The sequence below is a fragment of the Halioglobus japonicus genome (genome assembly GCF_001983995.1).
In the GTDB taxonomy this organism is placed as follows: domain Bacteria; phylum Pseudomonadota; class Gammaproteobacteria; order Pseudomonadales; family Halieaceae; genus Halioglobus; species Halioglobus japonicus.
In genome coordinates, this window is the sequence record NZ_CP019450.1 from 1,741,737 (window position 1) to 1,755,211 (window position 13,475).

Here is a 13,475-nt window from a genome sequence, read left to right on the forward strand (position 1 = left end):
TTTGATGAGCGAAACCATTCACGTTGAAGTGGCCTATGCCCTGGCGGGAAAGCAGGCGATTATGGCCCTGGATGTCACCGAGGGTACCACAGCATTGCAAGCCGCCCAGCAATCAGGCATTACCGAAAAGTTCGAGGATATTGACCTCGACAATGCCAAGCTGGGGATATTTGCCAAGGTCGTGGCACCGACCCAGGTATTGCGTGAGGGCGATCGGGTGGAGATCTATCGGCCTTTGATCGCCGATCCTAAAGAAGTGCGCAAGGCACGAGCGGCGCGCGCCAAGGAACGCCGCAGCAAGTAACGCTAGCAGATTTTGCTTTTAGAGCCGGCGTTTATGCGCCGGCGCGATCTTCAGCGGCATCGCCGCTGACTTCCACCAGTACGTCGTTTTCAAAGATAACGGTCAGGCGGTTCTCGGAGAGAATGTCCAGGCCATTGCTCTTGCGGTAGGCGTAGTCCCAGCGATCTTTGTTGAAGGGGTCTTCCACCAGTGGCGTGCCCAGAATGAAGCGCACCTGGCGTTTGCTCATGCCTGGCTCCAGCTGCTCTACCATGTCCGGTGTGACGATGTTGCCCTGTTCCACGTCGATGCGGTAAACACCCGGAAAGCCCACGGCGCTGCAGGCGCTGAGACAGGTGAGGGCGAATACAATAAAAGCAATGCGCATGGGGTAGAACTTCCACTTCGTTAACTGGGGTGGCATCATACCGCTACTGAATCCCAACGAGAAGCCCTGAAGATATGGCCGAAGAAAACCAGGAACTGCGCAAAGCGGGCCTGAAGGTGACCCTCCCCCGCGTCAAGATCCTGCAGATCCTTGAAAGCGAAGCCGGCCCGCACCATATGAGTGCTGAAGACGTATATCGCGCGTTGCTGGACGCTGGCGAAGACGTGGGCCTGGCGACGGTATACCGGGTGCTGACGCAGTTTGAAACTGCCGGCTTGGTGACGCGCCACAATTTTGAAACCGGACATTCGGTGTTTGAGCTCGCCAAAGGCGAACACCACGATCACATGGTGAATGTGGAGTCCGGTGAAGTGATTGAATTCCACGACGAGATTATTGAGCAGCGTCAACGGGAGATAGCCGAGCAGCACGGTTTCGAGCTGGCGGACCACTCGCTGGTGCTTTACGTTCGCAAGAAGTCCTAGTTTTCGGGCAGTCGCCCGATATCCCTGAAGTTACGCGATTGGAATGTGCCTGATGCCAGAATCAGGCACTTTCCAGCATTTCGCGTGCGTGTGCCAGCGTCTGTTCAGTGATCTTGACGCCGCCGAGCATGCGGGCGATTTCTTCGACTTTCTCATCCTGGCCAAGTGTGCTCAGGCGGGTTTCCACGGAATCCTTGTTTGATTGCTTGCTCACCTGCAGGTGCTGTTGGCCCTGGGCTGCAACCTGAGGCAGGTGGGTGACGCACAGGACCTGGGCGGTGCCAGCCAGGTCGCGCAGCAACTTGCCAACCACCTCGGCCACGGCACCGCCAATGCCGACATCCACTTCGTCAAAGACCATGCTCGGTACGGTACCTGCGCTGGCGGTGACAACCTGAATGGCCAGGCTGATCCGTGAGAGCTCACCGCCGGAAGCGATTTTGCCCAGCCCCTGTGGCGCTGCTCCTGGGTTGGTGCTGATCAGAAACTCAATGTCTTCAACGCCATGGGGGTGGGGGGAGCTGTTGTCACGGGGTGTCAGGGCAATTTCCAGTGTGCACTGCGCCATGGCCAGCGTGGCGAGTACCTCCTGAGCGGCTTTGACGAGCTTTTTGGCTGCCCGGGAGCGGCTGCTGCTGAGTTTCTTGGCCTGCCCGGCATAGGCTCGCTCGAGGCTGGCCATCTCGCCCTGCAACTCCTTGATGCGCTCTTCGCTGCCGGCGAGTGAATCCAGTTCCTCGCGCAGGCGTTGATGGACCTCGGCGACCTGCTCAGGCATTACGCGATGCTTGCGCGCCACATCGTAAATAGTCTCCAACCGGCGCTGGACGATGTCGAGGCGCTCCGGGTCGATTTCCACGGCGTCGAGATGGCGCTGGATCTCGCTGCGGGCCTCGGCGATCTGGATGGCGGCGCTGTCGAGCAGTTCCCGGGCAGAGTCGGCGGCGTTGCCGGCATGGGCGTCGTCGCTGAGCAGCTGCAGGGCCTGGCGGGTGCCATTTTCCTGTTGGTCACACAAATCCAGGGCAGAATGGGCCGAGGACAGAATCTGCTCGGCGTTGGCCAATAATTTCTGTTCCTGCTCAAGCTCTTGCAGTTCGGTTTCGCCCAGTGCCAGTTGGTCGAGCTCCTCCACCTGGTAGGCGAGCAGTTGCGCGCGGGAGGCGTGTTCATCGGCCGAGCCGGTCAACAATTCAAGCTCACGCTGGGCGCGCAGCCAGTTTGACGCGCTTTGCTCGACGTCAGCGGCGAGTTTCTGGTGCCCGGCATAGGCGTCGAGCAATGCGCGCTGGACGGGTTTGCGCAGCAGCGACTGGTGCGCGTGCTGGCTGTGAATATCGATGAGCAGGGCGCCCAGTTCCGCGCAGTCCTGCAGTGTGGAGGGTGAACCGTTGATATAGGCGCGGCTGCGACCTTCTGCGGTAATGACCCGGCGCAGCAGGCATTCATCGCCGCCCTCCAGGTCGCGGCTGTCCAGCCAGGCGCTGGCCGCGGGCAGCGCGCTGATATCGAAGGTGGCGGCAATTTCCGCCCGCTTGGCGCCGTGGCGCACGGCCTTGGGGTCGGCCCGGTCGCCCAGACACAGGCCCAACGCATCCAGGGTGATGGATTTGCCGGCGCCGGTCTCGCCGGTGATCACGGTCATGCCCTCGGCGAATTCCATCTCCAGTTCCGAGACAATCGTGTAGTTGCTTATGCTGATATGGCTGAGCATGCGGTTCCCCAATGGTTTCGGCATTTATACCCCAGAAGCCTGCGCGCATAAACATCCATGCTGTGTGCCTGTCGCCTGGACGCACAGGTTTTGTAAATTGACTGGGCTGTGATACAACCTGTGACCAGGGACGACAGGAACCGCATGAGTATTGAAGTCATATCAGATCGCGCTAGTGTACTGCTCAAAACACTGGTAGAGCGGCACATTCGCGACGGCCAGCCGGTGGGCTCGCGCACACTAATGGAAGAATCCGGCCTGCCTGTCAGTGCTGCGACAATCCGCAATGTCATGTCCGACCTGGAAGATCGTGGTTTTCTGGTATCACCCCATACCTCAGCCGGGCGCATTCCTACGGCGGCGGGTTACCGGTTGTTCGTGGACAGCCTGCTGCAGGTCCAGCCCCTCACCGCCGACGCTGTTTCGGCACTGCGCACCGAGCTTAATCCCGACAAGACCTCGTCGGAACTGGTCCAGAGCGCCTCGAATATGCTGGCCAATATTACCGCCCAGGCCGGGCTGGTGACGGTGCCCAAGCAGGAGGCTAACCAGCTGCGTCAGGTGGAATTTCTGCCTCTGTCTGGCAACCGTGTGCTGGCGATACTGGTGGTGAACGAGCGCGAGGTGCAGAACCGGATCATCCACACTGAGCGACCATTTTCTGAGGAACAGCTGCGTGAGGCGGCCGCCATGGTGAATCAACGCTTCGCGGGACAGGCCCTGAATCGGGTGCAGGATGGTCTGTTGCGGGAAATGCATGACGCCCGCGCCCAGATCGACGCTTATCTGCGCGACTCCCTGGATCTGGCCAGCAAAGCGCTGGGTCAGGAAGACAACGAGGAGTACGTGGTTGCGGGCGAGAGCACGCTGATCGGCAATGCCACGGCCGAAGAAGTGGTCAAACTGCGCGAGTTGTTTGATGCCTTCGAGCAGAAAAAAGATCTGCTGCACCTGCTGGACCGTTGTTCCAGCGCCGAGGGTGTGCAGGTGTTCATTGGCGAAGAGGCAGGCTACGAGGTCTTTGGCGATTATTCCGTAGTGACCGCCCCCTACAGCGATGGGGTGCAAACCCTGGGTGTGCTGGGTGTGATCGGCCCCACCCGGATGGCCTATGAGCGGGTGATTCCCATTGTGGATGTCACTGCCAAAATGTTGAGCCAGGCACTGGCCAAATAAGCCGCATTCGGGCCCCGGCGGGCCCTGTTTCCGACAGCCGTCAATTCTCCTCCAGGCCAGGTCCTGTCTGGCCTGGGCCAGGCTCGAACCGGGCCGAAAAATCTCATTTTTTTCCCTTGAACCTCCCCAATCCGTCCCCATATCCGTGACATCCCCTGAATTGATGCCATAACGGAGTACAAGCGTGGCCGAGCAAGACCCAAAACAGCCCGAAAACGAGATCCAGGAAGAACAGTCCACTGGCGTGGAGGTTGAACTGGAAACCGCCGAAGAAGTGGCTGCCGCTGAAGCAGCAGAAGCAGAAGCAGAAGCAGAAGCAGAAGCAGAGGCTTCGCCGGACGATGAAGTGGCCCAGCTGCAGGAAGAACTGGCTGCTGCCAAAGACGCCGCCCTGCGCGCCCAGGCCGAGGCCCAGAACGCCAAGCGCCGCGCCGATCAGGACGTGGAAAAGGCCCGCAAATTTGCCCTTGAACGCTTTGCCGGTGAGTTGCTGCCCGTCGCCGACAACCTGGAACGCGCCCTCGAGGCCGCCTCTGGCGATGACGAGGCCATCAAGCCGATTGCCGAAGGCGTTGAGCTGACCCTTAAGAGCCTGCTGGACGTCCTCGGCAAGCAGAATATCGAAGTGGTAGAGCCCAATGGCGAGCCCTTCGACCCCAATCTGCACCAGGCCATGAGCATGATCGAGAACCCCGAGGTAGAGCCCAACACCGTAATCGCGGTAATGCAGAAAGGCTACACCCTGAACGGCCGTCTCATCCGCCCCGCCATGGTAATGGTCAGCAAATAAACCATGGGGTCAGGTCTCAAATTTCTCAGACAACCCCGGGGTCAGACCCGGATGTCTGAGAAAAATAAGACCTGACCCCGGGGTTGTCTGAGAAAACAGAGACCTGACCCCGAAAGGGGTTGAATCTGGCCAAGACGACCCCAGATAGAGAACAACGCAATTGATTAGGCGTCTCGGACGCCACCCAAACTGGAGAGATTTACAATGGGCAAGATTATCGGAATCGACCTGGGTACCACTAACTCGTGTGTATCCGTACTGGACGGCGACGCACCTCGCGTGATTGAGAATGCGGAAGGCGATCGCACTACCCCTTCTATCGTGGGTTACACCGACGACGGTGAGATCCTGGTTGGCCAGAGCGCCAAGCGTCAGGCGGTGACTAACCCCACCAACACCCTGTTCGCGGTTAAGCGTCTGATCGGCCGTAAGTTCAAGGACGATGTGGTTCAGAAAGACATCAGCATGGTCCCTTACAAGATCATTGAAGCTGACAACGGCGACGCCTGGGTTCAGGCCAAGGACGACAAGATGGCGCCTCCGCAGGTGTCTGCTGAAGTTCTGCGCAAGATGAAAAAGACTGCCGAGGAATTCCTGGGCGAGCCCGTAACCGAGGCTGTCATCACCGTACCTGCCTACTTCAACGACTCCCAGCGTCAGGCGACCAAGGACGCCGGCAAAATCGCTGGTCTGGAAGTCAAGCGCATCATCAACGAGCCGACTGCGGCTGCGCTGGCCTACGGCATGGACAAGGCCAAGGGCGACCACACTGTGGCGGTTTACGACCTCGGTGGCGGTACTTTCGATATCTCCATCATCGAGATCGCAGAAGTCGACGGCGAGCACCAGTTTGAAGTGCTGTCTACCAACGGTGACACCTTCCTCGGTGGTGAAGACTTTGACCTGCGCCTGATCGAATACCTAGCGGACGAGTTCAAGAAAGAGCAGGGCATTGACCTGCACAACGACCCGCTGGCTCTGCAGCGCCTGAAGGAAGCTGCTGAAAAAGCCAAGATCGAGCTGTCATCCAGCCAGCAGACTGAAGTGAATCTGCCGTACATCACTGCAGACGCAACCGGTCCCAAGCACCTGGTGGTCAAGCTGAGCCGCGCCAAGCTGGAAAGCCTGGTGGAAGACCTGGTCAAGCGCTCCATGGAGCCCGTGAAGACGGCCCTGCAGGACGCGGGCCTGTCTCCCTCCGAGATCGACGACGTGATCCTGGTCGGTGGCCAGACCCGCATGCCGATGGTTCAGAGCGTTGTCGCGGACTTCTTCGGCAAAGAGCCGCGCAAGGACGTTAACCCCGACGAAGCGGTTGCCATGGGTGCCTCTATTCAGGGTGCGGTACTGTCCGGCGACGTGAAAGACGTACTGCTGCTGGACGTAACTCCGCTGACTCTGGGCATCGAGACCATGGGTGGCGTGGCTACTCCGCTGATTGAGAAGAACACTACGATTCCGACCAAGAAGTCGCAGATCTTCTCTACCGCTGACGACAACCAGACTGCCGTGACCATTCATGTAGTCCAGGGTGAGCGCAAGCAGGCGACTGGCAACAAGTCACTGGGTCGTTTCGACCTGGCCGACATCCCGCCGGCACCGCGCGGCATGCCCCAGATTGAAGTGACCTTCGACCTGGACGCCAACGGTATCCTGCACGTGTCTGCCCAGGACAAGGCAACCGGCAAGGAACAGTCCATCCGCATCACTGCCTCCGGCGGTCTGAGCGATGAAGACATCGAGCAAATGGTTGCTGACGCTGAAGCTAATGCTGAAGCCGATGCCAAGTTCGAGGAGTTGATCACCGCGCGCAATACTTGTGACGGCCTGATCCACGCTGCCAAGAAGACCATCGAGGAAGCTGGCGAGCACGCTACTGATGAGGAGAAAGCTGCGATTGAAGCTGCGATCACCGAAGCAGAAGAAGCCGTTAAGGGCGACGACAAAGCCGCCATTGATGCCGCTGCCGAGAAGCTGACTGAAGCTACTGGCCCTGTTGCGCAGAAGATGTACGCTGCCCAGGCAGAGCAGGCACAGGCAGCTGGCGCCGGCGCCGAAGGTGCTCAGGCAGAGCCTGCCGGTGAAGACGTCATGGACGCCGAGTTTGAGGAAGTTAAGGACGACAACAAGTAAGTCCCGCTTCCTTGCTGAAGGAGCGACTTCGGTCGCTCCGGTTACCAAGTTCGACCACGCGGGCCACTGATGCCCGCGTAGTCATTTTAGGAATAGCTGTAAAAGTACGCTGAGAAATCATGTCAAAACGCGATTACTACGAAGTTCTCGGAGTCAGCAAAAGCGCTGACGACAAGGAGATCAAAAAGTCCTACCGCCGGGTGGCGATGAAGTATCACCCCGACCGCAATCCGGATGATCCCGACGCCGAGGAAAAATTCAAGGAAGCCACCGAGGCATACGATGTCCTGATGGATTCAGAGAAGCGCGCGGCCTATGACCAGTTCGGTCATGCCGGTGTGGATCCGAACATGGGCGGCGGCGCCGGCGGCTTTGGCGGCGGCAGCTTCAGCGACATCTTTGGCGATGTATTCGGCGACATCTTCGGTGGTGGCGGCGGTGGCCGTGGCCGCGCAGGACCGCAGCGCGGTTCCGATTTGCGCTACACCCTGGATATCTCCCTGGAAGATGCCGTTAAAGGCACCACCGTTGAGATCAAGGTGCCCACGCTGCACACCTGTGAAATCTGTGATGGCTCCGGCGCCAAGAAAGGTTCCAGCCCGGTCACCTGTACCACCTGTGGTGGCGCAGGCCAGGTCCGCATGCAACAGGGCCTGTTCCAGGTTCAGCAAACCTGTCCGCAGTGTCGCGGTTCCGGCCAGATCATCTCCGATCCCTGCACCGATTGTCATGGCCAGGGCCGGGTAGAAAAGACCAAGACTCTGTCTGTAAAAGTGCCCCGGGTGTGGACACTGGCGATCGCATCCGCCTGTCCGGCGAAGGCGAAGCCGGCCCCATGGGTGGCCCCGCGGGTGATCTGTTCGTACAGATGTCGGTGAAGCAGCACCCCATCTTTGAAAGGGATGGCAAGCACCTGTATTGTGAAGTGCCGATCACCTTTGCCGATGCTGCCCTGGGCGGTGAGCTTGAAGTGCCCACCCTCGATGGCAAGGTGAAGCTGAAGATTCCAGCGGAAACCCAGACAGGGAAACTGTTCCGTCTGCGCGGCAAGGGCGTGAAGCCTGTGCGTGGCGGCAGCGTGGGCGACCTCTTGTGTCGGGCCGTCGTTGAGACACCGGTGAATCTGACCAAGCGTCAGAAGGAATTGCTGGAAGAATTGTCGGTATCACTGGGTGAGTCCGGGCATAAGCAGAGCCCGCGCCAACACAGCTGGTTTGAAGGTGTGAAAAATTTCTTTGACGATATGACCTCATCATGACAACAAAAATAGGTATTACCGGCGCCGCCGGACGCATGGGCAAAACCCTGATCGAGGCGGTGAGCCTGGCAGGCGACGAACTGCAGCTGGCGGCGGCCATTGAGCGACCTGAGTCCAGCCTGATTGGCGCAGATGCCGGTGAGCTTGCCGGTGTTGGCAAGTTGGGCGTGACCATTGCTGGTTCGCTCGACGATGTCGTTGAAGACATCGATGTGCTGATCGATTTCACGATCCCGGCTGCTACGGTTGCCAATGTACAGGTATGTGCGGCGAGTAATACTGCCATTGTTATCGGCACCACCGGTTTCGATGATGCTCAGCAAGCGGTTATTGATGAGGCCGCCAAAAAGATCCCGCTGTGTAAGGCGACTAATTTCAGCACGGGTGTGAATCTATGCTTCAAGTTACTTGAAGTGGCTGCCCAGGTGCTGGGCGATGACGTTGATATTGAGATTGTCGAAGCCCACCATCGGCACAAGATCGACGCTCCTTCTGGCACAGCGCTGAGCATGGGTGAAGTGGTCGCAGATACCCTGGGCCGTGATTTGAAGAAAGTGGCGGTGTATGGACGAGAAGGCCAGACCGGTGCGCGAGAGCGCGACACTATCGGTTTTGCCACCGTGCGCGGTGGCGATGTGGTTGGCGATCACACCGTGAGTTTTATGGCTGACGGGGAACGGGTTGAGATTACCCACAAAGCGTCCAGTCGCATGTCTTTCGGTCGTGGCGCAGTGCGGGCCGCCGGCTGGTTGAATGGTAAGGCCCCGGCTTCTATGACATGCGCGACGTACTTGGCCTCTAGGCACGCTGCAATCTCATTCACTTATTAGCAGATGGAACCCGCTATGTCCGAACACATAGTTAATATCGATGAGACCAACGCTGCAGCGCTACTGATCGAGGAATCACATAATCGTCCGGTGGTCGTCGACTTCTGGGCAGATTGGTGTGAGCCCTGCAAAGTGCTTATGCCGCTGTTGGAGAAAATCGCCAACGAATATAACGGCGCGTTTTTGTTGGCCAAGGTCAACGCGGACGAACAGGGCATGATTGCGCAGCAGTTTGGCGTGCGCAGCCTGCCGACGGTGATGGTGATTAAAGACGGGCAGCCTGTAGATGGTTTTGCCGGTGCCCAACCCGAAAAGGAAATTCGCGAACTTCTGGGCAAGTATCTGCCCAAACCCTGGGACGGCCTTCTGCAACTGGCGAAAGAAGCCATGGAGGAGGGCAATTTTGCCGCTGCTCTGACCCCGCTGCGCCAGGCCTGGGAAGAATCCGGTCAATTGTACGAGATCACCGTGGCCTATGTGCACTGCCTGATTGAGTCCATGCGTCTGGACGAAGCCGAAGCACTGCTCGACGGCGTGCGCATGGCGGATCAAGACGCCGCTTATGAACAACTGCGGGCTCAGTTAGAAATTAAGCGTCAGGCAGCCAAGTCACCAGAAATTGAAGCGCTGGAACAGCAGCTGGTCGCTGACCCGGATAATCTGGATGTGATGGCCCAGCTGGCGGTGCAGTTGACCAATGCTGGTCAATTCAAGGACGCCATGGAATATCTGGTCACCATTTTGCGCAAGGACCTGGATCACGGCGATGGTGCCACCAGAAAGGCGTTGCTCGACACCATCGCCTCGCTCGGTAAGGGTGACCCTCTGGCGGCGGAGTATCAGCGCAAGCTCTACAGCCTACTTTATTGACGGCGAATGCGGTAATGCTCCCACCTAGTATTTCCCTGTGTATGATCGTCAAGGACGAATCGTACTTCCTGCCCCGTTGTCTTTAAGCCGCCGCTGATTTTGTCGATGAGATGATCGTGGTGGACACCGGCTCAAGCGATGACTCGCGAAATATTGTACAGCGCCTGGGGGCCAAGGTGTTCGATTTCGCCTGGTGTGATGATTTTTCCGCCGCGCGCAACTACTCGCTGGAGCAGGCTAGCGGCGATTGGATCGTCGTGCTGGATGCAGACGAGATGATCGACCCAGCTAACTGGCTGCGCCTTCGTGAGCTGGTGACGACCACCGAGCGCGATGCGTTCTTTCTCAGCGAACATAATTACACGAATCAGCGCTTCGAGGGCGGCTTTGTCCCGACAAAGCAGCAAACACCTTACACCCGCGGTTTCAAAGGTTACAAGGTGCATGCCATTGCCCGGCTGTTCCGAAATTCACCGGCAATTCGCTATCGCGGCCATGTACATGAGGTGATTGATACCTCGCTTGGTGAAGAGCAGTACGAGGTGGTGAATATCGTGATTCACCACCATGGGGAAGAGAGCCCTCAGCGGCCCAAGGAAGTTCGCCATAGGAGCTATCTCCGGCTGATGGAGCAGGATCTCGACAGCGATCCTTCCGGTCGCCTTTACGGTACGGCGGCGTCCATTCGCATGCACTACCTCAAGGACTATGCCACCGCGGCCAGGTACTATGAGTCAGCTATTCGTCTGGGCTGGCGGCCACAGGACAGCCGCGAAGGCTGGGCGCTGTGCCAGTATCTGGCCGGTGACCTTGAGGCTGCCTACGATGGCTATCGGGCTCTCTATGACGAGAAGCACGTCAGCGTTAATCTCTGTATTAATCTGGCCAATCTCGCCGTAAAACGTAACGAGAAACCCTTTGCTGCTGACCTCCTGGAGAGGGCGATCGGCCTGGGTGTGGTCGACGTCAAGACCCGTATCAGCCTCGAGCATAACATTCGGTTTCTGCGCGACAATACCTGAGCACATTGCCTCCCCATTGACCGAGTACGCTACGGTCAATTATTGTGATTTCTGTCAACATTGTACCCCTCGTCGGTGCTCGCTATGGTACGGGCCAGCAGGGGCTATGAGCCCTTCTTTTGCGCCAATTTTGCAGCCGAGGAGGTATTTGCAGTGGACACATCTTTCAGCGCCGAGGACCTGGCGTTCCGAGACGAGGTGCGCGAGTTCTTCGCCACCGCCTATGACCCTGAACTGGACGCTCGCCTGAACAACCCCGATCCCAGTGTGTTTCCGGCGGCGATTGTGGACTGGCAGAAACGCCTGCATGACCGCGGCTGGATTGCGCCCGGTTGGCCCGAGGCCGTGGGTGGTACGGGCTGGACAGCGACCCAGAGCTTTATATTCGAAACCGAGCGCGCAGCGCACGGTATTCGCGATGTGCTTCCCTTTGGCCTGAAAATGGTCGGCCCCGTTATTTATACCTTTGGCACCGATGAGCAGAAAGAGCGCTTCCTGCCCAAGATTCTTGCCAGCGATGAGTGGTGGTGTCAGGGCTATTCTGAACCTGGTTCCGGCTCTGACCTTGCCTCACTGAAAACCCGCGCCGTGCGCGACGGTGATGACTACATCATTAACGGTGCCAAGATCTGGACAAGCTACGCTCAGTTTGCCGATTGGATCTTCTGCCTGGTGCGTACCAGCACCGAGGGCAAGAAGCAGGAAGGCATCAGCTTTTTGTTGATCGATATGAAGACGCCGGGCATTAAGGTCAACCCAATTGTGTCCATTGATGATCATCACAGCCTTAACGAGGTTGAGTTCAACAACGTACGCGTGCCCGTTGCCAACCGCATCGGTGAGGAAAACAAAGGCTGGACCTACGCCAAGGCGCTGCTGGCGCACGAGCGCACAGCGATTGCCGAAGTGGCTGACACCAAGCGTTGGGTACAAATGGTCAAGGATTACGCTACCACCGAAGTAAACGGCGGCAAGCGCCTGATCGACGATCCGCTGTTCCAGAAGCGCATCTCCGACGTTGAGATTGAGCTCATGGCGCTGGAGTTTACCGAGCTGCGTGTACTGGCGTCGGTCGCCAAAGGGGGTGCCCCGGGAGCGGAATCTTCACTGCTGAAAATCAAGGGCACCGAATTGCAACAGGCCAGCCAGGAGTTGCTGATGGATCTGGCAGCGCACTATCAGGGCGTTCGCCCAGGCGCTCCTGAGGCAGAAGTACTGGGGCATGAATTCGGCTCCAAGGCATTCAAGAAATATATGTACGGCAGGGCATCGACTATTTATGGCGGTTCCAACGAAGTGCAGCGCAACATCATCGCCAAGGCCGTACTCGGTCTGTAAGCAGGAGGTATCACAATGAATTTCGATTTTTCTGAAGAACAGGTGATGCTCCGCGACAGCGTTGCGCGCTATGTACAAGACGATTACGATTTCGACACTCGTCGCGGCATTGCCGACTCCGAAGCCGGTATCGACCGAGCCAAGTGGCAGACGTTTGCGGAGCTGGGCTGGCTGTCTATTCCCTTTGAGGAAGAGTTCGGTGGTTTCGGCGGTGGCGCCGTGGATGTCATGGTTGTCATGGAAGAACTGGGGAAAGGCTTGGTACTCGAACCGTTCTTCGCTACCGTATTGCTCTACGGTGGCCTGCTGCAGAAGGCGGGCAGTGCCGCGGTTAAAGCCGAGCGTATTCCGGCGATCATCGATGGCTCAGAGCTGGGCGCATTCGCCTACCTGGAGCGGCAGGGCCGCTATGAACTGACTGACCTGAAAACCACGGCGACCCAGCAGGGCGATAACTACGTGCTCAATGGCGAAAAAGTTGCGGTAGCCAATGGCGCCAATGCCGACTATTTCGTGGTGTCCGCCCGTACCGGTGGCGAGCAGAGTGATGACTCAGGCATTAGCCTGTTCCTGGTGCCAGCCAACGCTGAGGGTGTATCAAGGGTCAGCTACCGCATGATGGACGGCCAGATTCTGGCGAATGTGGTGTTGGACAATGTATCGGTTCCCACCGGCCACTTGCTGGGAACGGAAGGCGACGCCCAGGCAGTGATCAATGAAGTGGTTCGCGAGGCCAACCTGGCGCTTTCCGCGGAAGCCATCGGCATTATGGAAACGCTGAACAGCAAGACTGTGGAATACGCCCGTACGCGCGAGCAGTTTGGCGTGGCTATCGGCTCCTTCCAGGCTCTGCAACATCGTATGGTAGACACCTTTATGTCGTACGAGCAGGCCAAATCGCTGCTGTACCGGGCGGTATGTGCGCTGACCGATGACGAAATGGATACCGACGAAGCCATTCATGCCCTGCGGGTGATGATTACCAAGTCCGGCAAGCACATCTTCGGCGAAGCCATCCAGATCCACGGCGGTATGGGTATTACCGATGAACTGGATATTGGCCATTACGCCAAGCGACTCATGATGATCGGCGCCACCTTCGGCGATGGCGATTATCATCAGGCAAAATTCAACAGCCTGCGCTATAACTAGTACACTGTTCCAATCCTGCGCCCACTAAACTGAGTG

11 protein-coding genes and 2 pseudogenes are annotated in these 13,475 nt (G+C 58.1%); 11 read left to right on the plus strand and 2 right to left on the minus strand.

All coding sequences use genetic code 11. From position 1 onward, the window contains the following. Positions 1 to 4: 4 nt before the first annotated feature. Complete coding sequence (locus BST95_RS08270; RefSeq protein WP_084198871.1) at positions 5 to 304, plus strand: RnfH family protein; 300 nt, start codon at positions 5 to 7, stop codon at positions 302 to 304. A 31-nt stretch (positions 305 to 335) separates the two neighbouring features. Here BST95_RS08270 and BST95_RS08275 read toward each other — a convergent pair whose 3' ends face one another. Beyond that, complete coding sequence (locus tag BST95_RS08275) at positions 336 to 671, minus strand: outer membrane protein assembly factor BamE (protein WP_066058054.1); 336 nt, start codon at positions 669 to 671, stop codon at positions 336 to 338. 74 nt (positions 672 to 745) lie between these two features. Here BST95_RS08275 and fur point away from each other — a divergent pair, with 74 nt between their 5' ends. Then, positions 746 to 1,156 carry a ferric iron uptake transcriptional regulator gene (gene fur / locus BST95_RS08280; RefSeq protein WP_066058057.1) on the plus strand — a complete coding sequence of 137 codons (411 nt, stop codon included), beginning with the start codon at positions 746 to 748 and terminating at the stop codon, positions 1,154 to 1,156. Between the two features lie 61 nt (positions 1,157 to 1,217). Here the strand turns inward: fur and recN are convergent, their stop codons facing one another. Continuing rightward, entirely contained in the window at positions 1,218 to 2,870 is a 1,653-nt protein-coding gene (gene recN / locus BST95_RS08285; protein ID WP_084198872.1) for a DNA repair protein RecN, read from the minus strand. Between the two features lie 144 nt (positions 2,871 to 3,014). Here recN and hrcA point away from each other — a divergent pair, with 144 nt between their 5' ends. From hrcA to BST95_RS08330, 9 genes and pseudogenes are all read left to right on the plus strand, one after another. Next, positions 3,015 to 4,046: a heat-inducible transcriptional repressor HrcA gene (gene hrcA, locus BST95_RS08290; protein WP_084198873.1), complete on the plus strand. Its 1,032-nt coding sequence runs from the start codon at positions 3,015 to 3,017 to the stop codon at positions 4,044 to 4,046. A 184-nt stretch (positions 4,047 to 4,230) separates the two neighbouring features. Continuing rightward, positions 4,231 to 4,836: a nucleotide exchange factor GrpE gene (gene grpE, locus BST95_RS08295; protein ID WP_084198874.1), complete on the plus strand. Its 606-nt coding sequence runs from the start codon at positions 4,231 to 4,233 to the stop codon at positions 4,834 to 4,836. A 204-nt stretch (positions 4,837 to 5,040) separates the two neighbouring features. Then, positions 5,041 to 6,969, plus strand: a complete 1,929-nt coding sequence (gene dnaK / locus BST95_RS08300) for a molecular chaperone DnaK (protein ID WP_066058069.1) — start codon at positions 5,041 to 5,043, stop codon at positions 6,967 to 6,969. Between the two features lie 119 nt (positions 6,970 to 7,088). Then, positions 7,089 to 8,227: pseudogene (gene dnaJ / locus BST95_RS08305) on the plus strand (molecular chaperone DnaJ). After that, positions 8,224 to 9,029, plus strand: a pseudogene (gene dapB, locus BST95_RS08310) (4-hydroxy-tetrahydrodipicolinate reductase). The pseudogenes dnaJ and dapB overlap by 4 nt, the downstream one beginning before the upstream one ends. A 43-nt stretch (positions 9,030 to 9,072) precedes the next feature. Next, positions 9,073 to 9,927: a thioredoxin gene (trxA, locus tag BST95_RS08315; RefSeq protein WP_066058077.1), complete on the plus strand. Its 855-nt coding sequence runs from the start codon at positions 9,073 to 9,075 to the stop codon at positions 9,925 to 9,927. A gap of 116 nt (positions 9,928 to 10,043) precedes the next feature. Beyond that, positions 10,044 to 10,949, plus strand: coding sequence for a glycosyltransferase family 2 protein (locus tag BST95_RS08320; protein WP_169843885.1), 906 nt, complete (start codon positions 10,044 to 10,046; stop codon positions 10,947 to 10,949). 153 nt (positions 10,950 to 11,102) lie between these two features. Continuing rightward, positions 11,103 to 12,287: an acyl-CoA dehydrogenase family protein gene (locus tag BST95_RS08325; protein WP_066058625.1), complete on the plus strand. Its 1,185-nt coding sequence runs from the start codon at positions 11,103 to 11,105 to the stop codon at positions 12,285 to 12,287. A gap of 15 nt (positions 12,288 to 12,302) precedes the next feature. Continuing rightward, entirely contained in the window at positions 12,303 to 13,439 is a 1,137-nt protein-coding gene (locus BST95_RS08330; RefSeq protein ID WP_084198876.1) for an acyl-CoA dehydrogenase family protein, read from the plus strand. The last annotated feature ends 36 nt before the right edge of the window (positions 13,440 to 13,475 follow it).

Coding starts and splice junctions, on each gene's coding strand:
- BST95_RS08270 (WP_084198871.1), top strand. CDS start 5: ATGAGCGAAACCATTCACGTTGAAGTGGCCTATGCCCTGGCGGGAAAG.
- BST95_RS08275 (WP_066058054.1), bottom strand. CDS start 671: ATGCGCATTGCTTTTATTGTATTCGCCCTCACCTGTCTCAGCGCCTGC.
- fur (WP_066058057.1), top strand. CDS start 746: ATGGCCGAAGAAAACCAGGAACTGCGCAAAGCGGGCCTGAAGGTGACC.
- recN (WP_084198872.1), bottom strand. CDS start 2,870: ATGCTCAGCCATATCAGCATAAGCAACTACACGATTGTCTCGGAACTG.
- hrcA (WP_084198873.1), top strand. CDS start 3,015: ATGAGTATTGAAGTCATATCAGATCGCGCTAGTGTACTGCTCAAAACA.
- dnaK (WP_066058069.1), top strand. CDS start 5,041: ATGGGCAAGATTATCGGAATCGACCTGGGTACCACTAACTCGTGTGTA.
- trxA (WP_066058077.1), top strand. CDS start 9,073: ATGTCCGAACACATAGTTAATATCGATGAGACCAACGCTGCAGCGCTA.
- BST95_RS08330 (WP_084198876.1), top strand. CDS start 12,303: ATGAATTTCGATTTTTCTGAAGAACAGGTGATGCTCCGCGACAGCGTT.